Genomic DNA, 20980 nt, shown 5'->3' on the forward strand with positions numbered 1-20980 from the left:
CGGCACGCCGGGACTCGGCTTAGAGGGCTGCATCAGCGAGGCATGGCCCCTTGCCGGCCCGGCGCTGTGCCGTGAGCGATGAATCTTCGATGCAGAAGTCTCCACCGGACTCGTTGGCGCCGGGTAACCGAGTCGTGAGTGGTGACTACGCAAAGCCGCCGAGAGCGCCAATGGACATAGCGCCGTTCATGACGCCAATGGACAAAGCAAGGAGCAAAATCCGCTCACGCTCTCAACAGCCGGCATTGCACCATGCCCGACATTGCACGCGACATACCGAGCTGGCGTCGGCTGCGTACCGCAGCTACCTGTTGTAGCAGCTACTTGTTGTAGTCGTAGAAGCCCTTGCCGGTCTTACGTCCGAGTTGCCCTGCGGCCACCATTTCCTTCAGCAGTGGCGCCGGGCGATATTTCGGATCGTTGAAGCCGTTGTAGAACACCTCCATCACCGACAGCATCGTATCGAGTCCGATCAGGTCCGCCAGCGCCAGCGGGCCGATCGGATGATTGCAGCCGAGCTTCATGCCTTCGTCGATGTCGGCAGCGGTGGCAATCCCTTCCGAATAGGCGAAGATGGCCTCGTTGATCATCGGGCACAGGATGCGGTTCACGGCAAAGCCGGGACTGTTCTTGGCGGTGATCGCCACCTTGCCGATGCGCTTGGCGAAGTCGGCCGCCGCAGCGTGGGTGGCATCGGAGGTCTGCAGGCCGCGGATCAGCTCGAGCAGCGCCATCATCGGCACGGGATTGAAGAAGTGCATGCCGATGAATCGGTCAGGCCGGTCGGTCGCGGTGGCGAGCTTGGTGATCGAGATCGACGAGGTGTTGGTGGCGATCAGCGCCTCGGGCTTCAGGCCGGCGCAGAGGTCCTTGAGGATCTTGTGCTTGAGCTCCTCGTTCTCGGTCGCGGCCTCGATGACCAGATCGCAGCTCGACAGCTTGGCCTTGTCCGTGGTGCCGGAGATGAGCGACAGCGCCTTGTCCTTGTCGGCGACCGTCATCTTGTCCTTCTTGACCAGGCGATCGAGGCTCGAGCCGACGGTGGCGAGCCCACGCGCCACCGCCTGCTCGGAAATGTCAACCATGACGATTGGCAGGCCGGCCGCCGCGCACACCTGCGCGATGCCGTTGCCCATGGTGCCTGCTCCGATGATGCCGACCGTCTGAATCATTGCCGATGCCTCTCTCCTGTCGCTCGGGACCTCGTCCCGCAGTCAGGTGTTGCTTAACAGGCTATCGCCTTGCCCGGTAGGCCCCAGCAGGCCCCCGGCGACGCCTCCGGAGGGCCCGGCCTGAGCAGCCCGTCAAGCGGCGGCGAGGCGCATCGATCTGGAACGGATGCATCGCCCTCTCGTTGGTCGTGCACTCGGCCGACGAGATCGGTCGGGCCGAGCAGCGCGGGAGGCGAACGATGGACGGCGGAGCAGCAACATTCTGGGGTTGGGGGATCGGCATCGTCATCCTCGGCCTCGTCCTTGCTTATGCAGCGACGCGGTCCGGACGGTTGCGTCCCGGCGAGCGTGCCAGGCTCGACGAGAACACGCGTGCGTCGATCGCGGCGCACGATCAGGCCGAGCGCGCCAGCGGCGCCGGATCGCGCGTCCCCGGAATGCAGAGCAACACGCCCTATGCCCTGCTGATCCCGATCGTCGTGGTCGCCGCCGCCATCGCGCTGATGTTCTGGTCGTTCGCCGGCGACAAGGGTCCACGGCAGGACGCGCAGGCGACCAGCCAGCAGACCACCGGCAATGCGGCCTCGAAGCAGAGCGCCCCCGCGGCGGCCGCGCCGACCGCCCCAGGCAACGATACGGCCAGCGACAGTGCGCGAGGCAGTGGCCCGCTCAACCAGAGCCGTTGAGACTGTCGCGCACCGCGCTCTGATCATGGCGCCCAGCGGCTGCCGCACTCATGGGCTCGCACGCCGGCAACGCATCAGGCAGCGGGAATTCGCACTCACGCAGTGGGATGGAGGACGGGAATGGGACTGGCTCAATACGCAATCGTCGCGGTCGAAGATCACTGGAGCGTGCTGCACGACGGCAATGTCCACGGCGACTATGCGACCAAGGAAGCCGCATTCGAGTCGGCGGCAGCGGCGGCGACGCTGGCGCTCAAGCAAGGGCACGAGGTTCATCTGAGCGTGCCCGGCAATGATCCGGAGAGGTCAAACAACTAATCAGCTCGATCGGCGGCAGTTCTTTCGGGAACCGACTTCCGCGCGTCGTGAACTGCACGCTAACGTGTGTTAGCGACATGAACGCGCCGATGCCGCACTCTTCCGTCCAGAACGACAGGAGTTCGGCCATGACCCTCAAGAGAAACCGGCACAAGCAGATCATCCCGTTCGCGGAGCGTCTGCAGCAGGCCGCCACGGCCGCGCGCGATGCAGCTGAGCTGCTCCCTGCGGGACTGGAACGCGACATCCTGTTGAAGAAGGCGCTGCAGGCCGAGACCGCCGCGCACATCAACGAGCTGTTGAGCGCCCCGATCATGCAGGCTGCTGACAGATAGCGCTCTCTCTGCGGCAGAGAACCGTATTGCCGCCTGCTGGACCGTGCCACTGCCGAGGCGCGACCGCATCCAAACGCTTGGATTGGGCGAAGACAGGCGTCTCGGCGAGGATGATGATGGCGCGGATCTTGGTCGGCACATCGGGATGGCACTACGCCTCCTGGCGCGGCGCCTTCTTCCCTCCGGCCTGCTGATCAGCATCAGCTGCCGTTCGCAGCGGGCGTGATCAGACCGGGCCGGACTTCGTCTTTGCCTGGAAGGCCTCCAAGTTCATCACGCATTGGAAGCGCCTGTCCGAGCGCTCGGTGAACAGCATCGCGCTGACCGCAGAGAGCCGACCGCCTCGCATGATCCATTTCCAGTTGACGATGTGTGGAAACTAGGCAGCGGAGCCTAGAGGCAGGATCAATCACGGGACGTCGGTGATCGCCAGATTGTCGCGGCACTCCATCGGACCCCGTAGTTCAACGGGATCTTGCAGCGATGATCCAACGTCGTTCCGCGTTCGCGGGTGTGGCCACGCGATCTCATCCGGAACAACGCTGTCATCGGTCCCAACGCTCATGCAAAAAGAAGCGCAGCTGATGAGGTATTATGCTAACATAAGTTATTGTAGTCGCAGCACATGGAACCCCTATAAGCGATCCCGGGGGAACCGCTCTTTGAGTCATCTTGTACGCAAGCTCGAGAACTTCGTCCGCCTCTCTGCGGCCGACCGCCTGATGCTCAACCGCGCAGCGGTGCAGCGGGTCAGGACCTTTGCGCCACGGACCGACATCGCCCGCGAAGGCGAGAAGCCGAAGGATGTCCATCTCATCCTGAACGGCTGGGCCTGCCGCTACAAGCAACTCGAGGATGGCCGTCGTCAGATCGTCTCGTTCTTCCTGCCCGGCGACATCTGCGACCTCAACATCTTCATCCTGCGCGAGATGGACCATTCGATCGGCACCATCACTCCAGTCTCGATCGCCGATTTGTCGCGCGAGTTCTTCGACGAGATCAGCACCGGCTATCCGCGCATCGCCACCGCATTCTGGTGGGAAACCCTGGTCAACGCCGCCATTCAGCGCGAGTGGACGATGAATCTCGGACAGCGCACCGCGTCCGAACGAATGGCACATCTGCTGTGCGAGCTGTTCTTCCGGCTGCGTCTCGCCGGCCTCGCCGAGGACAACAGCTGCAGTTTCCCGTTGACCCAGGCGGATCTGGCCGAGGCAACCGGGCTGTCGAAGGTCCACGTCAATCGCACGCTTCAGGAGCTGCGGGCCAACAACCTGATCGTGCTCAAGGGCAAGATGCTGGTGCTGCCGGATCTCGAGCGCCTGATGAGCGCCGGCCTGTTCAATGCGAATTACTTGCATTTGGATCGAGAAGGTCGTCAGCTCGATGCGAATGAGTGAGGCGTTCCGGGCGCTGCCGCATCCGACTTGCGCGAGGCTGGCCGGCTCGGGCACTCTGCCTGGGAAACGGCGATGGTTGAACAGCGCATGGCTGACGGGCCCTTCGAGCAGGAGATCGTGCAGCGCCTCGGGCTGATGCCGAACCTGTTCCGGCCGACGCCCACGGCGCCCGAGACCGTGCGGCAGTTGTGGCAGCTCGCGAAATGCGCCTATCTCGATGCGCCATTGCCGGCGCTGTTCAAGGAGCGGCTTGCGGTCCATCTCTCACGCCTCAACGGGTCGTCCTATTGCCTCACCCGGCATTTCGGCTTCCTGATCGGGCTCGGCACCCCCGCCGCAGATGCGGCATTTCAGCCGGAGACGCTCGATCAGGCCCGCGCTCTGCTCTCGTTTCCGCTCGCAGATCCCGCGCGCATCACGGCGGCACTGACCCGTCTGGAGGCGGTCGAGGACCCCATCGACATTCCTGAGCCAGGCAGCGACGGCGAGGCCGACCTGCTCGACGCGGCTTCGGCCATGTTCGTTTCGAGCCAGGCGGCCGCTCGCTCGAGGCTGGCGCTTCGCAAGGCGTTCGGCGAGCCCCGCTTCGAAGTCCTGACGGCGTTCATGGCCTATCTGCGCATGGCGCATTTCTGGGCCGACGCCCATCCCGAGCTCTCGCTCGATCCCGACGTGCTGGCAGTCACACGGTCCGATCCGGATCTCGCCATTCGCCTGGCCTGCGGTGAGCCGCGCCACCACGACATGCCGGCGTCTGCCAAGCCCGCTGCAAACGGCAGCGAGGCCAGCGCGCATCGATTGCAGCGCATCCTCGAGATCGACTCGGTCGGCGTGTTGTTCTTCGATCATGTCGAGGGCACGCTGATCGATGCGAACGACGCCTTCCTCAACATGACCGGCTATTCGCGCGAGGAGGTCGCGAACCGCCAGCTGACGTGGCAGCGCATGACACCGCCGGAATGGCGCGTCAGCTCCGCTGCCCAGATCGACCTGCTGCAGCAGACCGGCCGGATCGGTCCGTACGAGAAGGAGTATTTCCGCAAGAACGGCGAGCGCACCTGGATGATGTTCGCCGGCCGCGACATTGGCGACGGCACCCTGGTCGAGCTTGCGATGAACATCGACGACCGCAAGCGGACCGAGGCCGCGCTGCGCGACAGCGAGACGCGCTTCCGCCAGTTCGGCGAGGCGTCCTCCGACGTGTTGTGGATCCGGGACGCAGACAGCCTGCATTGGGAATATATCAGCCCCGCATTCGAGGCGATCTATGGCGCCCCGCGCGCGGCCGTGCTCCAAGGCGATCATATCACGCCATGGACCGATCTGATGCTGGCCGAGGATCGACCACGCGCCGTCGAGAGCCTCGACCGTGCGCGGCGGGGCGAGCGCGACAGCTTCGACTTCCGCATCATCCGACAGACCGACGGCGCGATCCGCTGGCTGCGAATCCGTAGTTTCCCGATGGTCGATGCAACCGGTCACGTCCAGCGCATCGGCGGCATCACCCAGGACATCACCGCAGTCGTGTCGGCCAACGAGCATCAGAAGTTCCTGCTGGCCGAGCTGCAGCACCGGGTGCGCAACCTGCTCGCCGTGATCCGCTCGATCATCAGGCGCACCGGCGACAGCAGCGACAGCGTCGAGGATTTCGCAGGCCATCTCGAGGGCCGCATCTCCGCACTGTCGCGCATCCAGGCCGTGATCACGCGCGATCCGGTCGCCGGCTTCGATCTTGCCGAGCTGATCGCCGACGAGCTGCGCGCAGGCGCCGCGCGCGAGGACCGGCAGTTCTCGCTGTCGGGTCCCTCGCTCCGGATCAAGGCGAAGGCGGCCGAGAGCATCGGGCTTGCGATGCACGAGCTCGCCACCAATGCGCTGAAATACGGCGCGCTGACCGTTCCGCGGGGCTTCATCAGCATCGAATGGCGTCTCGACGAGCGCGACGCGGCCCGTTCTCTCGTGATCGACTGGACCGAGACCGGGATGTCCGGGCACCGGATGACGGCGGGCAGGCAGGGATTCGGAACGGTGCTGCTCGAGCAGATGCTGCCCTATGATGTCGGCGCGCAGGTGACGCGCCGTTTCGAGCCGAGCGGCCTGCGTTGCGAGATCAGGCTGCCGGCCGACGATATCCTGAAGCGCTGACCGGTTGGCAGGGGTCGCCGAGCGTGCAGGGGTTGGCCGCGGTGCAGCCCTGTGCCGTCGGGTAGCCTTCGTCGGTCATTAGGGGTATGCTCATCCTGCGACCTCAGATCAGTGTCGAGCGACGTGCGCAACCGTCCTGCTCTCTGGCCGCAAAGACTGTGGCCGCAAAGGCTCTGGCCGCCAAGTCCGGACTGCAGTGTCTTGATCGTCATGCGTTAGCTGCCATGCGCTGACGGCCATGCCTTTGCCTTGGTTTGGCCTGATATGGCAGGGAGTGCGGAGGACACGAGTGAATCGGCCGAGCATCGGCGCGGCGGAACGATGATGGGGCGTTCCGAGGCATCCGCTCAGGCCACGACCAACACCGTGCACATGCAGAAGCATGCGCACACGGGACAACCGGTATCCAGGTTCTGTGCTGATGCGGCCTCCGGGCCGAGCGTCTCGTGACGTCGTCATCGTCAGACGACCTCGTCATCCGGCGCTGTTACCACGAGACGTTGCTGCCACGAGACGTTGGTACGACGACGTTAGTACGACGACGCGTTGGTAGGACGACACGCTGGTAGGACATGTCGGGTAGGACATGTCGGGACAGAGCCGAGCGCCGCCGCCGAGGCGGACGACAACGGAGGACGGAGCGTCAATGCTTGCAACGACCACCACCAAAGATGCGGATCAGCAGCCCCATGCCGTGATCGATCCCGACATCGTGCTGGCAGCGCGGGCCGACCGGCCCGGCATCGAGGCCGATCGCCGGAGCGTGCAGCGTCCGCCGGAGGTTCCCTCGCCCAAGATCGATCCCGAGTTCCGAACTCAGCCGCCCAGCGGCCTTGCGGAGGTCGAGCGGCGGACCACGGTCGGCACCTGGATCGTGCGCACCGTTCTGGCCGTGCTGTTCGCCGTGGGCAGCGCGGTCGCAGCAGCCGCCTGGCAGAGCTATGGTGACCAAGCCCAGGAGATGATCGCACACTGGATGCCGCGGATCTCGCTGGCCTCGAATGTCGACAAGGATGCAGCTCCGCAGCCGGCAGCGCCAGCGGCGCAGGAGAGCGCCGCAGCCACCCCATCGCAGACGCAGGATCCCGCGACGGGTGCGATCAGCGCGAGCGCGTCGCAGGAGCAGGCGCAATTGCTGCAATCCATGGCTCACGACCTCGCGGCCCTGACCCAACAGATCGGCGAGCTGAAGACGAGCCTCGCCCAGCTGAGGTCCGGCCAGGAGCAGATGGCGCGCGAGATGGCGCGCGTGGCGGAGGCCAAGGCGTCCGACAAGGCGTCCGAGCGGACGGCGGAAGCGCGGCCGTTCGACCCGCGGGCCATCGAGCAGACGATACGGCCGCGCCAGGCCCCGCGGCCCGCAACCGCCGCCGTGACGCCGGGGCAGCCCGCAGCGGCGGTGCCGCACCGCCCGCGGACGCCACCGTCGTCGGCAGCCAACATGGTTCCGCCGCCCCCGGCGCCGATGGCCTTGCCGTCAGCACCGGCCGATCCGGATCAGCCGGTCGTACGCCCGCCGATGCCGGTGCGCTGACGCCGCTGGGCGCAGCGCTCGCAGACATCTCCACCATCATCCGCAGCAGGGTTGATGCAGCGGCCCGATGCACTTGTCGCCACGAGGCTTTCCGAGCTAAGGAACTGCGCCTGAAAAGCCTATCTGCGAGGGGTTCATGAGCCTGACCGATCCGACCGTTCTTTCCACCTCCGACCTCGCCGACCGCATCGCGATCCTGCGCGACAACATTCGCCAGATCACCGAGCAGGCCGCCTCGCAGTCGGGCGCCGCCGACGAGGAGCGCAACGCCGACCGTCTGGCCCAGCAGAGCGAGGAGCTGGAGATCCTGCTCAAGGAGCAGGAGCGCCGCCTCAACAAATAGGCCGCTGCCGGCGCGATCAATTCGCGCTTGCTGCACTGCCCTCGTTGTTGATCGCGCCGCAGTCCGAGGCTAGCCTTACCGAAAATACTTGCCGAAGATAAACGGGAGGTCTGCTCGGTATGCGTTCCAAATTGACCATTGCGGCATTGCTGATGAGCGCGGCCGTGGCTCCGGCCAGCGCCGAGCCGCGCCATGTCTACACGACCTTGGTGCTGGAGGCGTTCGCCACCAAGGTCGAATGCCCCGGCATCGACGTCGCCTATCAGGATCTGGTGAAAAAGGCGCAGGACATGCAGATGCCTGACGGCACCACCGAAAAGGTCCGCAAGGCCATCGCCTACATGCACACCGGCGGCAAGATGGGCGAGAAGCAGGACGACGATCTGATGGCGGAGGTGGCCATCGCCACGCAAACCATCGACCTGGATCAGCGTCGCTTGGGCATGACGAATTGGTGCGAGGCGCACAAGAAGACCCTCGCCGGCTTCATCCGCCCCAAGAGCTGAGATCCAGGGCTGAGACCGAGGGCTGAGACCGAGGGCTGAGACCGCGAGCCGAGAGCATGGCCTGAGCACGCTGGACGATGCACCGGCTGCGGGGCACGCAACGGGGCGCGTCTCCAAACACCGATGCTCGCGCGTCCGCTGAACCGCCGCGGCAGCCTGCATCGGACGGCCGGATGACCTTCGCCGCCTGCGAAGGAACCCGAACGGCCGCCGATGCTTGGCTCTGTCTGATCGCCGCCGCGGAGCAACGCCATGCGCATCGAGACCGCCTTTCTGTTCGACCTCGACGGCACCCTGGTCGACAGCGTCTACCAGCATGTGCTGGCGTGGAAGACGGCGCTCGATGCCGAGAATATCGAGCTGTCGGTGTGGCGCATTCATCGCAAGATCGGCATGAGCGGCGGGCTGTTCACCAACCAGCTGCTGCGCGAGACCGGCTTCGCGATGGAGCCGGACCGGATCGAGCGGCTCAGGCGCGCGCATGCGGCAGCCTACCAGGAGCTCGGACGTCGGGTCCGTCCCCTGCCCGGGGCCCGCGAGCTGCTGGCCTTCCTGACCGATGCCGGCATCCCCTGGGCGATCGCGACATCAGGCCGGATGGAGACGGCCGCCGTCAACCTCGCAGCGCTGGGCGTCGATCCCAGGCAGAGCCCGGTCGTCACGCGCGACGAGGTTCGCTACGCCAAGCCCGATCCCGACCTGTTCCTCGCGGCAGCCGCCCGCCTGGACGTACCGATCGAGCGCGCCGTGGTGGTCGGTGACAGCATCTGGGACATGCTGGCCGCAACGCGCTGCCGTGCGCTCGGCGTCGGCCTCCTCAGCGGCGGCTATGGCTCGGAGGAATTGCGCCAGTCCGGAGCGATCCGCGTCTACGAGGATCCGGCCGATCTCCTCGGCCATATCGACGAGGTCGGCGGCCGGCGCTAGCCCGCGCTCAGCTCTGCGGGCCGGACAGCGAGATGTCGCGCTCGGCGCGGAACACGTTGGCGTAGAGATTGGCGATCCACTGCCGCCCCGTCGAGGTCATATTGAGATAGCGGATCTCGGTCTGGATATGGGGCGCGACGCTGTTCCAATAGAACTGCGGATAGCGGTTGACGATATCGGCGGGCGAGCCGTAGCCCAGCTGCCGGTTGATGCCGACCTCCTCGAATTCGTGATACAGCGCATTGGCCTTGCGGATGTAGTTGGGATCGCCGAGCTGGCCGATCAGATCGGCGGCGCGCACGATCGACTGCTCCTCGTCGAACAGCTGGCCGGCGAGCGGCGGAAAGCGCGTGCCTTCGATGGCGCGTGCGATGCGATCCTTGTCGAGCGGCGCCATGCCTTCGATGCGGTTGATCACGTACAGTTTGGAGCGGTCGACGTGATACGGCATCAGGCTGGCATCCGATGAGCCGCGCGGCAGGCAGATCTTGCGGCCGCCGCGATCGACGACGAACCCGTCGCTGTCGTCCTCCTTGAACAGGCCCCGGACATAGCCGATGTCGTGCAGCAGGCAGGCCATGATCACATGGACGTAGTCTTCCGCCGTCATGTGGCTGTGGAGCGCGCGCCCGCGCAGGATTTCGTGGCCAGCCAGCGTGACCAGCAGCGTGTGCTCGACGTTGTGGTACAGCGCATCGCTGTTGCCGATGCATTCCAGCGCGATGCGCGCGGCCGCCGGAAGCATCTCCGACAGCTGAGTGTGGGAGGATCCGAACCGCCGGCGCATATAGGAGCTGAGGAACCGCTCCAACGCCGCTGCCGCGAGCTCCGGTAAGGTCATCATCGCTGCCGCCCCGCCTCAGACAGCTCAAAACACAACGCTAAAGACACAACTCGGCAAAACGCAAATCGCCAGGACGCTGCTCGAAAAGGCACGGCTCAGGACACGGCTCGATGTCGGACGCGAGCGGTCGAACACATCAGGGCGCAACCGTCCGCGTCGCGCACGGAGCATAGCGCAGGTTGCGGATGTCGGCCACACCCGGATGACGATGCCCGGGAAATTGCGGGCGCCGTCCCATCTCGTTTGGCGGCGGGGCAGCGAGCCGACAGCGAGCCGGATCGCACTCGTCGCAGGCAACGCGAATGCCGCTGCCCGGCCGCAAGGCTCAGGCGACGTCAGCCCGCGGGGTTTCCTCAGGCTGCGCCGCGAGCGCGTCGAGATCGACGAGCGCAGGATCGTCCGGCGTCGGCTCGCTCTGCTGCGGCCCGCTGCCATGGACATGCATCAGCGTCTGCACCCGCCGCGCATTGAGATAGTCGACGTGCTGGTGCGCCAGTGCGAGCGGCAACAGCGCCTTGGGCAGCGCCGTCATGGTGAAGGCGGGAACGCGCTTCACCTCCTCGCCCTCGCGCCAGGTCAGCGGATTGAGCGTGTAGATCATCTGGCGGTCGGTCTCGGGCGCGGGCAATTGCCTGACCTCGGGCGGCGCCAGCAGCGCGACGTTGATGTTGCCCGCCCGCGTGCGCGTCGCCGCCGTACGCAGCTCCCAGCAGATCAGCTCGGCGGCCGACAGCACCTCGCGGCGGATATCGTCGACATCGGCGGCGAAGCGGCTGGCCTCGGTCAACGCGGCACGGCCGCGCGTGACCGCGTCCACGAGGGCCGCCGCACCGATCTCGAAGCGCGGAACCGCCTGCTCGATCGCGGACGCCACCGCCTCGATCTCGTTGGCGGCGCGGTCGCGGTCGCGCTGCGCCACCGCATCGGCAAAGGCGCGTTCGGCCAGGACGATCTGCTCGTCGCATTCGGCCACGGACGCGCGCAGCGCCTTGGCCTTGTGCTCGACCGCCTGCATCTTCGCTTCGGCGCGGTCGAGTTGGCCGTTGCTGGCCCCCGCCTTGGCGAGCCGCTCGGCGGCGACGCGCTTCTCCTCCAGCGCCCGCTCGGCCACGCGCAGCCGCTCCGCCAGCCGCTGCCGCGCCGCCTGCTTGTCCTTCAGCGCGCGCTCGAAGATCTCGACCGGGCTCAGCTCACGCTTGAAAAAGACCATGGCAATATCCCTGGACGGCGGTCGTGCCGACGACGTTGGTCAACGGCGAATCCGCTGCCGAATCATTGCCTGAATCTTGCGGGCAAATTGGGTCGGAAACCAGGATGAGAATGCGGACGCCCCCTCTTGACGGGCAGCCCCTGCCACGAATGCGCGCAGCAGAGTCGGCGCATGCGCCCGAGCGCGCCGCCGACGATTCACTAAAATCAGAACGATGAGGTCAGCTCTGATGCGGCCCGCGCATCATCTTCATGGCTTCCGCGATGTGGCGCCATTCTCTGGCCTCCTCCGCCTCGCCGCCCGTCTCGCATCTTAGCGCCTGTTGCGCGGCCTGCGCGATCGCGGCAGGCCCGTGCATCTCCAGCATCTGGCGCGCGACGGCATGAATCTTCGTTTCGGACATCATACGCGGTGCTCCTATCGCCCTGGAATTCGCCGTTAACCACGACGCACGCGATGAGTTCCAGAATCGCGCAATTGTGTGATTCCGGTCACGGCAGATGCGGTTCCAAAAGGCAACACTGCGCCCGTAATTTACCTTACGTGCTCAATCGTAATTTCGCGCAGCGCGCTGCGCTGCTAGTTGTGAGATAGATTCGAGCGATGGTGGCTGAGGAGCGAGACATGACACAGGTCTTCTTTCATTGCTCCAACGACGATGAGATCCTGATCGACCGGCGTGGAACCGCGGTTCTCGATCTCTCCGAAGCGCGCGACCACGCGACGCGCGTGATGCACGCGCTGATTTCGGCAGAGAGCGAGGAGGACTGGCGCGACTGGGTGCTTCACGTCGCCGATGACCTCGACGAGGAGATCTTCGCGGTGCCGTTCTCATCCATCCTCGGCCGTATGCATTGAGATCGAGGCCCGTGATGTTCGCGTCTGGAAATCTCCGCCTGGCTGCGTTGCGCGATCGCTGGAAGAGCTTCTTCGCGCTGGTCAGCGATCCCTACCGTCCCGAGCGCTACTACATGCGCGGCCCCGGCCCGAAATGGCGCGCGAAGTACGGAACCCGCCGTGTGACGCAGAGCTGACGCACTCGTCGGCCGCCCAGGAAGCGGGTCGTCCCCAACCGCATTCTTCTCGCCACATTTGTCCTTCATTTCGGCGGCGGTGAGACGAAGGGGACATCGCATGACCAGAATGCTGGCCACAACGGCGCTTGCAATCACACTCATGACATCCGCCTTGATGCCGTCAGCGCGAGCCGACGAGCATCGCGGCGGCGATGCTGCGCTCGGCGCCTTGTCGGGCGCCGTCGTGTTCGGCCCGGTCGGCGCTGTCGCAGGCGCCGTGGTCGGCTACACCGCCGGCCCTTCCATCGCCCGCTCCTGGGGCTTCCGACGCTCGCGCGCAGCCCGCTCCCAGCAGGTCCGTCGTCCGGTCCGCGACAGCCAGGCGGCAATGGTCGACTCCGCGCAGCCGCCGCAGGCGGCGCCGCGCAGCGCACCGTCGCAACCGAGGACAGCCGCCGCCGCGCCGCCGGCCCCGCGCGGCCCCGTCGCACCGCCGGTGCAGACGCTCGAATAGACCCCGCGCGGCGGCTCAATAGCCGCGAGCGCGATCGACGACGTTGAGCAGCGGCTCGCCGCGCAGCAGCCGCCGGGCGTTCTCGGCGACCTGCTGCGCAATCGTCTCCCAGGACGCGATCGCCGCCATGTGCGGCGTCACCAGCACGCCCGGCTCGCGCCACAGCGGGTGGTCCGCAGGCAGCGGCTCCTGCTCGAACACGTCGAGCACGGCACCGCGCAGATGACCGCTGCGGATGAGCGCGACCATGTCGTCCATCACAAGGTGCTCGCCGCGGCTGCACAGGATCAGCGCCGCGCCCTTCGGCAACCGGCTCAGACGCGCCGCATCGAGCAGCCCGACCGTCGACGGCGTGAGCGGCAGCAGCGAGACCAGGATATCGGCCTCGCTGAGGAAGTCATCGAGCGCATCGGCACCGCTGAACGTCCTCACGCCGTCGAGCTGCTTGGGCGAGCGCGCCCACGCGCTGACAGCGTAGCCGAGCGCGACGAGACGGAGCGCGGCGTCGGTGCCGAGCGCCCCGAGCCCGAGAATGCCGACCCTGCAATCCCCGGCCGCACGCTGCTCGTAGCGGCGCCAGAGGCCGTCACGCGCATTGCCGATCACGCGGTCGAAATCGCGATGAAAATACAGCGTGCTCCACAGCACGAACTCGGTCATCGCCGAGGTGATGTCGGGATCGACGATCCGGCACAACGGCACATCGGGAACGGCCGGGTCGGACAGGATGTTGTCGACGCCGGCGGCGATCGAATGGATCAGCCGCAGCTTCGGCATCGCCGCAAGCGCGCCGGGCTCCGGCTTCCAGCACACCGCAAGCTCCGCGTCGCGTGCGGCGGGCTCCGGCCAGGATGCGACGGTCACGCCCGGCAGCTCGCGCGCGAGCACCGCCTTCATCGGATCCATCAGCCCCGGGCGGCTGAGAAGTGCAACGCTGATCATGCCGGCCGTAGCCCGCACCATTGCGCGACGAACATCGCAATGGAGAGCGTCGTCTTGCGCACGCTGTCGAGATCGACGCGCTCGTCGAACGCGTGCGGACCGATACCGTAGGGGCCGTAGCACAGCGCCGGAATGCCGTAGTCGACCGTGTAGTAGCGCGTGTCGTTGACCGCCGTGGACAGCCGCACGTCCAATGGCTTTTCGAACACCCGCGCATGAACCTCGGCAAGCGCGGCCTCGGCAGCGCTGCCGGGCTCGCAGACGGCGGGATCGGCCTGGAAGCCGCTCCACACCAGCTCGACCGGATTCTCCGACAGGAAACTATCCGTCGCCTGCGCCCTGGCGAGGCACTGTTCGATGCCGGCCATGGCCTGTGCCGGCGTCTCGCCGGGCAGCACGCCGAGGCGGCAATCGAGATCGCACCAGGCCGGCGTCGAGCTCGCCCAGTCGCCGCCCTTGATGATGCCGACGTTGAACTTGATCGGATCCTTCACGCCTGAGAACCACGCGTTCGAGGTGGCGCGCGCGTTGATTTCCTTGGTGTGCTCCTGGAAGGCGCGGATCAGATGCATCGCCGAGAGAATGGCGTTGGTGCCGGTCTCCGCATAGGCCACGTGCACCGGCGTGCCGCGCACGCGCAGGCGAAACCAGATCGCGCCGACCTGGGCGCGGGTCAGCGTGTGGCCGGTCGGCTCCGGGATCAGGCAAGCATCAGCCGTATAGCCGCGCATCAGGGTCGAGAGCGCGCCGTTGCCGGTGCTCTCCTCCTCGGTCACGGTCTCCAGGTGAATGCGCCCGTCCGGCACGAAGCCGGCGGCCTTGATGGCATCGAGCGCGAAGATCATCGCGGAGACGCCGGCCTTCATGTCCTGCGCGCCGCGGCCGATCATCCAGCCCTCGCGCACGATGGCTTCATAGGGCGCGTCGCTCCAGAGGTCGGTCGGTCCCTCCGGCACGACGTCGATGTGGCCCTGCAAGATCAGGCTGCGGCCCTTGCCCTCGCCGTCGAGCGTCGCCACCACTTGCTTGGAGCCGTCGAGCGCAATGCTGTCCATCGGCGCGGCCTTCGGATGCCGCATCAGGTCGACGTCGGCGAGGTTGAAGCGGTCGACCTTGTAGCCGCGCGCTTCGAACTCCTTCGCCAGCCAGTCCTGCACCGGCGCTTCCTCGCCGCGCAGGCTGCGAAACTGCACCAGTTGCTGCAGGAAGGCGACCTGCTGCTTGAAGTTGGCATCCACAGCGGCGGCGAGCCGCTCCATCACGTCGTTCGGCACAGCCGCCGCAGTTTCAGTCACGCAAAGCCTCCAGCCTTCCCAACTCACCCTGCCCGCGTCACGCGGCCAGGCATTTCTCCAGGATCGCCAGCCCCTCGTCCACGATCGCGTCCGACGCCGTCAACGGCACGAGAATGCGGATGGTGCTCGCAGTCACGCCGCAGGATAGCAGAATGAGTCCGTTCTCGTGCGCCACGCGGGTCACGCGCTTGGTCATCTCGGCATCCGGCTCGTCGCTGCCACGCTGCTTGAGAATATCGAATGCAACCATCGCGCCAGGACCGCGCGGCCCGGAAACCGGAACCAGATTGTTGGCGCGCGAGAAGCGCTCGATCGCCGCCCTCAGCCGTTCGCCGATCGCATTGGCGCGGTCGAGCAGCTTCTCCTGCTCGAACACGTCGAGCACGGCGAGCGCCGCGGCGCAGGCCAGCGGATTGCCGCCATAGGTGCCGCCGAGGCCACCCGGCTCGGCCGCATCCATGATCGCGGCGCGGCCGATCACGCCGGACAGCGGCATGCCGCCGGCGAGGCTCTTGGCGACGCAGATCAGGTCCGGCTGCACGTCGTAATGCTCCATCGCGAACATCTTGCCGGTGCGGCCGAAGCCGGTCTGCACCTCGTCGGCGATCAGCACGATGCCATGGGCGTCGCAGATCCGGCGCAGGCCGCGCATCAGCTCCGGCGGCGCCTGGTGGAAACCGCCCTCGCCCTGCACCGGCTCGATGATGATCGCCGCGACCTGCGAGGCGTCGATGTCGGCCTTGAAGATGAAGTTGATGTAGGACAGCGTGTCCTCGACGGAGACGTTGCTGCCGGCGATCGGGAACGGCGCGTGCCAGACGCCGGGCAGCGGCGGCCCGAACGGCTTCTTGTAGGGCATCACCTTGCCGGTCATGGCGTTGGCGAGCGCGGTGCGGCCGTGGAAGGCGCCGGTGAAGGCGATGATGCCGCTGCGTCCCGTGGCGGCGCGCGCGATCTTGATGGCGTTCTCGGTCGCCTCCGCGCCGGTCGTCAGCAGGATCGACTTCGCCGGTCCCGAGATCGGCGCCAGCGCATTGAGCCGCTCGCTCAAGCGAACATAAGGCTCGTATTGCAGCACCTGGAAGCAGGTGTGGGTGAAGCGGTCGAGCTGGGCGCGGATCGCGGCCACGATGTGCGGATGGCAATGGCCGGTGTTGAGCACGGCGATGCCGCCGGCGAAGTCGACATAGCGCTTGCCTTCGACGTCCCAGACCTCGCTGTTGAGAGCGCGGTCGGCAAACAGCGGCGTCGCGTAGCTCACGCCCCTGACCACGGCCTCGTGTCGTCGCGCCAGCAGTTCTTCATTCGCAGCCAAATTCGCTACCATGGCTCACCTCTCGTGCGGGATTTGAGCAGCAGGCTAGGCCAGGCAGCGGCGTGATCAATCAGCTTGTTCCGCCCGACAGGTGACTTCAAGGCACCAGACAGCCACCGATGCGCCGCTACGGAGCCAGCACCTTCTTCAGCCAGGCGCGGAGCGCCACGATGGCAGGCTCGTCCCAGCGCTCCCTGAGCGCGACGAGCTGATAGGCGCCCATGTGAACCGTCGACGGCAACACCTCGATCAGCGCGCCGCTGCGGATGTCCTCCGCGACCAGCACCTCGTTGGCGAGGGCGACGCCCTGCCCGATGCGCGCCGCCTCGATCGCCAGATGCGCATGCCACAGCCGCTGGCCGCGCAAGCTGATCGGCTGGTCCAGTCCCGCCAGTTCGAACCAGCGCTCCCATTGCGCGGTGGACTCCTCGTGGATCAGCGAGGCCTTGGCGAGGCCCGTGAGCGCCGCGATCGCCGGGAAGCGCGCCAGATAGGCCGGGCTTGCGACGGGAAACACGCGCGGCCGCACCAGCGCCTCGGCCATCACGCTGCCGTTCGGCTCGATCGCCTCGGCATAGACGATCTCGGCGTCGGCCTCGCCGCGCGGCAGGTCGGGATGCGCGAGCGTCGGCTGCAGGTTGATGTCCCAGTTGCGCGGCGGTCCGCTCAGCTCGGGCAGCCGCGCCAGCAGCCGCCGGTTGGCGAGGCCGGGAATGCACCAGATGTTCAGGGTCGCTCGCGCCACCGGCCGCACTTGCGTGGTGGCCCGGGCGATGATGTCGAACGCCTGGGTGACCTCGGCATGGAACTGGCGTCCGGCCTCGGTGAGCGCCAGGCCCCGGCCCTCGGCGCGCACCAGCGCCACACCCAGGCTGCGCTGCAGGTTCTGGAGATGGCGGGACACGACGGTGTGGCTGACGGCGAGCTCGTCGCCGGCGGCGCGCACGCTGCCCTTGCGGCCGACGGCCTCGAAGGCACGCAGCGCGATGAGAGAGGGCAGTCGGGGTCGCGTCATGATCGCACAATTGTCAGCCTGCGCGATCCACGCCCTCGCCCGCTCTTGCAGCGAACCGCCACGATCTGTCGTTGCCGCGGCTGATGTCGGAGCGCCGGCCACCTTGGCGACGTCCGTTGACCGAACGCAGCCGCCCCGGTCGGAGGGCTGCGTGGCGATGAGGGCGCTCACGCGCGTCAGCTCCGCTCTTAGCCCCAGCAATGCGGCGGCGCCAGCCTAGATGATGCCACAGTCCGGGGTCCGCCAGCCCAACCAGGCAGGCGGGTTAACGTCGAGGAAGCCTCGGCAAACAATCGTTAGCCGTCGGACTGGGACCAGAAGATTTTGCCCAAATGTTTCCACAATCCAACTTTGAATCGGCGGTGCTTCGAGCAGGAGAACCCCACATGCGGATCACCCCCGTGATCTTCGTCGGTTCGCTGGCTGCCATCGTCGCCACGGCAGCTCCCGCACTGGCGAAGAATTCCCAGACGGCCAGGGCGGACGAACAATCCGCCTCGACAACGCCGTGCCGCGCCTACCAGCAAGACCCTGATGGAACCTGGAAGGAGCTGCCCTGCCAGGGGCAGACGGCGGCCGCGCCGCGGCGCCAGCAGTCGGTGACCAACACGCCGAGCAACGCCGCGCGCTAGCTGGACGCAAGTTGGCCGGCGCGCGCGCCCCGCGCTCCGGCTTGCATCGAGATCGCAGCGCTCAATAAGGCGGCGCCTTGCGCGCCCGCTGTTCCCGGCCGGCTTCGACCCACCACAACAGATCGTCGGCAAAGCGCGGAAACGCGCGCGCCAGCGACTGACCCGCATCGCCCGTAGGCTTGCCATCGGTCGAGAGCGCCTGTCCGATCGGGCCCACCGCGAGCGTGCTCGACACCACGACCATGCCCATCTCCGACAACGTGCCGTGCCAGGCGGTGGCGGCGCGCGCCCCGGACAGCCGGCCAGCGGAGTAGCTCGCGATCGCCGCCGGGCGCCAGAACCATTCCTCGAGGAAGTGGTCGGTGAGATTCTTGAGCCCCGGCTGCATGCCCCAATTGTATTCGCCGGTCACGAACACGAAGCCGTCGGCCGCGCGGATCTTGGCCGCGAGTTCGGTCATGGCCGCCGGCGCCTCGCCCGGCTCGTATTCCTTGTACATGCGGTCGAGCATCGGCAGGCCGACCGCCTTGGCGTCGATCAGCTCGACGTCCTGTCCCTTGTCGCGCAGCCCATCGACGAGGAATTGCGCGAGCCGGATGCCCATCCGGTCGGAGCGGTAGGAGCCGTAGAGGACAAGGATGCGGGTGCTCATGGCGGTCAACTCCTGGCCGGATGATCCGTGCCAGTCTACCACGCCCACATTGTCATCGAAGCATCGGTATCATCGAAGATCGGCATGACGCCGCGGGTCGGTCCCCAGCCAACCGGCGGCGCGTCGTTGTCGAAGCTGGCGGGGACGCTAGCGCGTCACCGTGGCCGAGGCCGAGCGTTCGGACGGGCGGCCGAACACGCTGCGGCAGCCGTCGCTGAGGCTGGCGCGCTGCTTCATCATGCAGGCGATGATGCGGTCGCGGTCGGGAATCTCGGACGAGCACAGCCGAAACACGTCACCGGTGCACAGCCGCCGCTGGTCGTCCTCGGTAAAGGCGTGGCCCGCGCGCGGGCTGGCGACCATGGCCAGCGCAAGCCCTGCCATTGCCACATTCAAGTTCCGCATCCTGAACAGATGAGTTCGCATCAGTGTCCCCAATTCGCCCGCTGTTTGTCCGGTTCACCCGCTGCTCTCGCATTGCCGCGAAGCAGTTGCCGCCGCAGAATCGAATGATGACACGTCGCTGCGCGCCTTCAACAAGCGCGCGTCTCGCTGCACCACTATTTTGCCGGCTGTTGCATCTTCGACTCCCACGCCGTCGCCGGAACCTGTGAGGCGCCGCCAAATTGTCATTAGGCGAACGCAATCCGGCCCAGCGGCGCTCACACTCTCGCGGCGTAGTGACGACGAACCGATGGTGCTTCGGGCCATCGTCCCCAGAGTCGATGGTTGGGAGTTGAGTCATGGCGTACACGATGATCGCCGAGCGGGAGTCGCAGAAGATCCGCAAGCAGCGCGAAAGCGCGCTGATCGTGATCGCCAATGCGCAGGTGATGGAGGCCGAAGGCTGGCAGGTCGTCATCACCGACGAGGACGGCAACACCCTGCCGCTCGCCGATTTCGAAGCCACCCTCACCCAGAAATTTTCGTCCTGGTACAAGGCCAAGTCGCGGCCGGTGGTCCCGACCACGATCCCGGGGCCGAACCTGTTCGGCGAGCCCGCTGCCGACGCCGCCGAGCCGGAAGCCGTGGTGGCGGCCGAGCTTGCCGCCGAGCAGGTCGAGACAGCGGCGGCCGCCGGGGGCGATGAGGCCGAGGTGCAGGAGATCGCCGAGGACGATTTCGAGACGGCCGAGACAGCGAATGGCGCCCCCGCCGAGAAGGTCGAGCGCGACGAGATCGTGATCGAGGCCGAGGCGATGGCCGACTAGCAATATGGCCGCGCCGCAGCGCCCCCGGCGATGTCGCGCTTCGTAGACGAATCGAGCGGCAGCCCCACAGCCTGGCCGATGCCCGTCGGGCGACTCAGCGCGAATTCTCCCACCACCATCGCGCATCCCGGGGGGAGCGACCCTGAATCCGGGATTCCCGCAAACACAATTTTCTCCATACGGATCAAGCTGATTTGGTCTGTCCAGTCCCGCCGTTGAAATATTCTGCTTTTCCTAAATCCAAATCGATGCTCTTGTCGCGTCATCTCCCGCTCGCAGGAGGGGCGGTTCGCGGTCGTCACGGACGTGGAGCGGGAGGAGCGGTGGACGCGATGGCAGCGCAGCGCATCTTGCGCCGACGAACGCTGGCGTCGCGTACGGTCAAGTCGCGTGGTCCTGGCATCCCGACGCTGATGCCCCCGCGGTGGCGCGCCCAAAGCGCGTCATCGTGCACGGTGACCAGAACGCCCGGCGCACCGGGGAGCGCGCGAAGCAGCCGTGAAGACCATCGCGCGGGGAATGCCGGTTGTCGGCTGAACCTGTGGTGACTGCCGCCTGCTTTTTTCTGCAGGCGGGCCATGGGTTGCGGCCAGCAGCCCGGCATTCCCCGCGCCCTCTGTTCATGACGAGGGCAAAACGAACGGATCACTCGGACGCCGCGCGTCGCGAGAACGCGGGAGCATGCGCACATATCGCAAGTTCTGCGAGAGGTGAGGTCATGAGCGGAGCAACGCTTCCACAAACTCCCTGTCATTCCGGAGTGCGCGGAGCGCGAGCCCGGAATCCATACGCCGCAGCAGAACTTGCGGAGCACGACGGAGCGATACGCCCGCCTCAATCTGCCACTCGTGGTTATGGATGCGCAGATGCGCAATTGCGCATCATAGCTCGCGCTTGCGCGCGCGCCCCGGCATCAAGAGGAGGCGAGATGGCACTCCACCTACCGCCGTCATGCCCGCGAAGGCGGG

24 protein-coding genes and 1 pseudogene are annotated in these 20980 nt (G+C 66.6%); 15 read left to right on the top strand and 10 right to left on the bottom strand.

The features are described from left to right. Positions 1-320: 320 nt before the first annotated feature. Positions 321-1172, bottom strand: a complete 852-nt coding sequence (locus tag QXZ94_RS10540) for a 3-hydroxybutyryl-CoA dehydrogenase (RefSeq protein ID WP_315720357.1) — start codon at positions 1170-1172, stop codon at positions 321-323. A 239-nt stretch (positions 1173-1411) separates the two neighbouring features. Here QXZ94_RS10540 and QXZ94_RS10545 point away from each other — a divergent pair, with 239 nt between their 5' ends. The 10 genes and pseudogenes from QXZ94_RS10545 to QXZ94_RS10590 all read left to right on the top strand — a co-directional run bounded on the left by QXZ94_RS10545 (position 1412) and on the right by QXZ94_RS10590 (position 9366). Beyond that, entirely contained in the window at positions 1412-1858 is a 447-nt protein-coding gene (locus QXZ94_RS10545; protein ID WP_315720358.1) for a hypothetical protein, read from the top strand. Between the two features lie 120 nt (positions 1859-1978). Then, positions 1979-2176 carry a hypothetical protein gene (locus QXZ94_RS10550; protein WP_042340824.1) on the top strand — a complete coding sequence of 66 codons (198 nt, stop codon included), beginning with the start codon at positions 1979-1981 and terminating at the stop codon, positions 2174-2176. A 128-nt stretch (positions 2177-2304) separates the two neighbouring features. Next, on the top strand, positions 2305-2511 hold the full coding sequence (locus QXZ94_RS10555; protein WP_315720359.1) for a hypothetical protein: 207 nt from the start codon (positions 2305-2307) through the stop codon (positions 2509-2511). Positions 2512-2714: 203 nt separating this feature from the next. Continuing rightward, positions 2715-2849, top strand: a pseudogene (locus tag QXZ94_RS34400) (DUF72 domain-containing protein); the annotation flags it as partial. Between the two features lie 324 nt (positions 2850-3173). Then, on the top strand, positions 3174-3911 hold the full coding sequence (locus QXZ94_RS10565; RefSeq protein WP_315726196.1) for a Crp/Fnr family transcriptional regulator: 738 nt from the start codon (positions 3174-3176) through the stop codon (positions 3909-3911). A 72-nt stretch (positions 3912-3983) separates the two neighbouring features. Next, a complete protein-coding gene (locus tag QXZ94_RS10570; RefSeq protein ID WP_315720360.1) occupies positions 3984-6056 on the top strand; it encodes a PAS domain S-box protein in 2073 nt (690 codons plus the stop codon). Positions 6057-6702: 646 nt separating this feature from the next. After that, on the top strand, positions 6703-7590 hold the full coding sequence (locus QXZ94_RS10575) for a hypothetical protein (protein ID WP_315720361.1): 888 nt from the start codon (positions 6703-6705) through the stop codon (positions 7588-7590). Positions 7591-7726: 136 nt separating this feature from the next. Then, positions 7727-7933, top strand: a complete 207-nt coding sequence (locus QXZ94_RS10580) for a hypothetical protein (protein WP_172109498.1) — start codon at positions 7727-7729, stop codon at positions 7931-7933. Positions 7934-8052: 119 nt separating this feature from the next. Beyond that, on the top strand, positions 8053-8439 hold the full coding sequence (locus QXZ94_RS10585) for a hypothetical protein (RefSeq protein ID WP_315720362.1): 387 nt from the start codon (positions 8053-8055) through the stop codon (positions 8437-8439). Between the two features lie 252 nt (positions 8440-8691). Then, the gene (locus QXZ94_RS10590) at positions 8692-9366 is read left to right on the top strand and encodes an HAD family hydrolase (RefSeq protein WP_315720363.1); all 675 of its coding nucleotides are present in this window, start codon (positions 8692-8694) and stop codon (positions 9364-9366) included. Positions 9367-9373: 7 nt separating this feature from the next. Here QXZ94_RS10590 and QXZ94_RS10595 read toward each other — a convergent pair whose 3' ends face one another. The 3 genes from QXZ94_RS10595 to QXZ94_RS10605 form a co-directional block, all read right to left on the bottom strand. After that, on the bottom strand, positions 9374-10210 hold the full coding sequence (locus tag QXZ94_RS10595; RefSeq protein WP_172109501.1) for an HD domain-containing protein: 837 nt from the start codon (positions 10208-10210) through the stop codon (positions 9374-9376). 325 nt (positions 10211-10535) lie between these two features. Continuing rightward, complete coding sequence (locus QXZ94_RS10600) at positions 10536-11420, bottom strand: hypothetical protein (RefSeq protein ID WP_315720364.1); 885 nt, start codon at positions 11418-11420, stop codon at positions 10536-10538. A gap of 220 nt (positions 11421-11640) precedes the next feature. After that, positions 11641-11823 (bottom strand): hypothetical protein, encoded by a 183-nt coding sequence (locus QXZ94_RS10605; RefSeq protein ID WP_315726198.1) that lies wholly within the window; start codon positions 11821-11823, stop codon positions 11641-11643. A gap of 221 nt (positions 11824-12044) precedes the next feature. On the opposite strand from QXZ94_RS10605, the gene QXZ94_RS10610 reads away from it, so the two are divergent. The 3 genes from QXZ94_RS10610 to QXZ94_RS10620 all read left to right on the top strand — a co-directional run bounded on the left by QXZ94_RS10610 (position 12045) and on the right by QXZ94_RS10620 (position 12950). After that, on the top strand, positions 12045-12278 hold the full coding sequence (locus tag QXZ94_RS10610) for a DUF6894 family protein (RefSeq protein ID WP_172109503.1): 234 nt from the start codon (positions 12045-12047) through the stop codon (positions 12276-12278). A 14-nt stretch (positions 12279-12292) separates the two neighbouring features. Beyond that, the gene (locus QXZ94_RS10615; protein WP_172184744.1) at positions 12293-12454 is read left to right on the top strand and encodes a hypothetical protein; all 162 of its coding nucleotides are present in this window, start codon (positions 12293-12295) and stop codon (positions 12452-12454) included. Positions 12455-12554: 100 nt separating this feature from the next. After that, positions 12555-12950, top strand: coding sequence for a hypothetical protein (locus QXZ94_RS10620; RefSeq protein ID WP_315720365.1), 396 nt, complete (start codon positions 12555-12557; stop codon positions 12948-12950). Between the two features lie 15 nt (positions 12951-12965). Here QXZ94_RS10620 and QXZ94_RS10625 read toward each other — a convergent pair whose 3' ends face one another. The 4 genes from QXZ94_RS10625 to QXZ94_RS10640 form a co-directional block, all read right to left on the bottom strand. Beyond that, a complete protein-coding gene (locus QXZ94_RS10625; protein ID WP_315720366.1) occupies positions 12966-13892 on the bottom strand; it encodes a glyoxylate/hydroxypyruvate reductase A in 927 nt (308 codons plus the stop codon). After that, positions 13889-15187, bottom strand: a complete 1299-nt coding sequence (locus tag QXZ94_RS10630; RefSeq protein ID WP_315720367.1) for an ArgE/DapE family deacylase — start codon at positions 15185-15187, stop codon at positions 13889-13891. Before QXZ94_RS10630 ends, QXZ94_RS10625 begins: the two co-directional genes overlap by 4 nt. 37 nt (positions 15188-15224) lie before the next feature. Further along, positions 15225-16514, bottom strand: a complete 1290-nt coding sequence (gabT, locus tag QXZ94_RS10635) for a 4-aminobutyrate--2-oxoglutarate transaminase (protein ID WP_315720368.1) — start codon at positions 16512-16514, stop codon at positions 15225-15227. A 115-nt stretch (positions 16515-16629) separates the two neighbouring features. Continuing rightward, positions 16630-17517 carry a LysR substrate-binding domain-containing protein gene (locus QXZ94_RS10640; protein WP_315720369.1) on the bottom strand — a complete coding sequence of 296 codons (888 nt, stop codon included), beginning with the start codon at positions 17515-17517 and terminating at the stop codon, positions 16630-16632. 386 nt (positions 17518-17903) lie between these two features. Here QXZ94_RS10640 and QXZ94_RS10645 point away from each other — a divergent pair, with 386 nt between their 5' ends. After that, positions 17904-18149, top strand: coding sequence for a hypothetical protein (locus tag QXZ94_RS10645; RefSeq protein WP_315720370.1), 246 nt, complete (start codon positions 17904-17906; stop codon positions 18147-18149). A 61-nt stretch (positions 18150-18210) separates the two neighbouring features. Here the strand turns inward: QXZ94_RS10645 and QXZ94_RS10650 are convergent, their stop codons facing one another. Both QXZ94_RS10650 and QXZ94_RS10655 read right to left on the bottom strand, forming a co-directional pair. Continuing rightward, entirely contained in the window at positions 18211-18801 is a 591-nt protein-coding gene (locus QXZ94_RS10650) for an NAD(P)H-dependent oxidoreductase (protein WP_315720371.1), read from the bottom strand. A gap of 147 nt (positions 18802-18948) precedes the next feature. Then, the gene (locus QXZ94_RS10655) at positions 18949-19206 is read right to left on the bottom strand and encodes a hypothetical protein (protein WP_246739045.1); all 258 of its coding nucleotides are present in this window, start codon (positions 19204-19206) and stop codon (positions 18949-18951) included. 338 nt (positions 19207-19544) lie between these two features. Between QXZ94_RS10655 and QXZ94_RS10660 the strand changes: the two genes are divergently transcribed. After that, a complete protein-coding gene (locus tag QXZ94_RS10660) occupies positions 19545-20012 on the top strand; it encodes a hypothetical protein (RefSeq protein ID WP_315720372.1) in 468 nt (155 codons plus the stop codon). Positions 20013-20980: the final 968 nt, after the last annotated feature.

Source organism: Bradyrhizobium sp. SZCCHNS2022, assembly GCF_032377575.1.
Lineage (GTDB): Bacteria > Pseudomonadota > Alphaproteobacteria > Rhizobiales > Xanthobacteraceae > Bradyrhizobium > Bradyrhizobium aeschynomenes.

Coding starts and splice junctions, on each gene's coding strand:
- QXZ94_RS10540 (WP_315720357.1), bottom strand. CDS start 1,172: ATGATTCAGACGGTCGGCATCATCGGAGCAGGCACCATGGGCAACGGC.
- QXZ94_RS10545 (WP_315720358.1), top strand. CDS start 1,412: ATGGACGGCGGAGCAGCAACATTCTGGGGTTGGGGGATCGGCATCGTC.
- QXZ94_RS10550 (WP_042340824.1), top strand. CDS start 1,979: ATGGGACTGGCTCAATACGCAATCGTCGCGGTCGAAGATCACTGGAGC.
- QXZ94_RS10555 (WP_315720359.1), top strand. CDS start 2,305: ATGACCCTCAAGAGAAACCGGCACAAGCAGATCATCCCGTTCGCGGAG.
- QXZ94_RS10570 (WP_315720360.1), top strand. CDS start 3,984: ATGGTTGAACAGCGCATGGCTGACGGGCCCTTCGAGCAGGAGATCGTG.
- QXZ94_RS10575 (WP_315720361.1), top strand. CDS start 6,703: ATGCTTGCAACGACCACCACCAAAGATGCGGATCAGCAGCCCCATGCC.
- QXZ94_RS10580 (WP_172109498.1), top strand. CDS start 7,727: ATGAGCCTGACCGATCCGACCGTTCTTTCCACCTCCGACCTCGCCGAC.
- QXZ94_RS10585 (WP_315720362.1), top strand. CDS start 8,053: ATGCGTTCCAAATTGACCATTGCGGCATTGCTGATGAGCGCGGCCGTG.
- QXZ94_RS10590 (WP_315720363.1), top strand. CDS start 8,692: ATGCGCATCGAGACCGCCTTTCTGTTCGACCTCGACGGCACCCTGGTC.
- QXZ94_RS10595 (WP_172109501.1), bottom strand. CDS start 10,210: ATGATGACCTTACCGGAGCTCGCGGCAGCGGCGTTGGAGCGGTTCCTC.
- QXZ94_RS10600 (WP_315720364.1), bottom strand. CDS start 11,420: ATGGTCTTTTTCAAGCGTGAGCTGAGCCCGGTCGAGATCTTCGAGCGC.
- QXZ94_RS10605 (WP_315726198.1), bottom strand. CDS start 11,823: ATGTCCGAAACGAAGATTCATGCCGTCGCGCGCCAGATGCTGGAGATG.
- QXZ94_RS10610 (WP_172109503.1), top strand. CDS start 12,045: ATGACACAGGTCTTCTTTCATTGCTCCAACGACGATGAGATCCTGATC.
- QXZ94_RS10615 (WP_172184744.1), top strand. CDS start 12,293: ATGTTCGCGTCTGGAAATCTCCGCCTGGCTGCGTTGCGCGATCGCTGG.
- QXZ94_RS10620 (WP_315720365.1), top strand. CDS start 12,555: ATGACCAGAATGCTGGCCACAACGGCGCTTGCAATCACACTCATGACA.
- QXZ94_RS10625 (WP_315720366.1), bottom strand. CDS start 13,892: ATGATCAGCGTTGCACTTCTCAGCCGCCCGGGGCTGATGGATCCGATG.
- gabT (WP_315720368.1), bottom strand. CDS start 16,514: ATGGTAGCGAATTTGGCTGCGAATGAAGAACTGCTGGCGCGACGACAC.
- QXZ94_RS10640 (WP_315720369.1), bottom strand. CDS start 17,517: ATGACGCGACCCCGACTGCCCTCTCTCATCGCGCTGCGTGCCTTCGAG.
- QXZ94_RS10645 (WP_315720370.1), top strand. CDS start 17,904: ATGCGGATCACCCCCGTGATCTTCGTCGGTTCGCTGGCTGCCATCGTC.
- QXZ94_RS10650 (WP_315720371.1), bottom strand. CDS start 18,801: ATGAGCACCCGCATCCTTGTCCTCTACGGCTCCTACCGCTCCGACCGG.
- QXZ94_RS10655 (WP_246739045.1), bottom strand. CDS start 19,206: ATGCGGAACTTGAATGTGGCAATGGCAGGGCTTGCGCTGGCCATGGTC.
- QXZ94_RS10660 (WP_315720372.1), top strand. CDS start 19,545: ATGGCGTACACGATGATCGCCGAGCGGGAGTCGCAGAAGATCCGCAAG.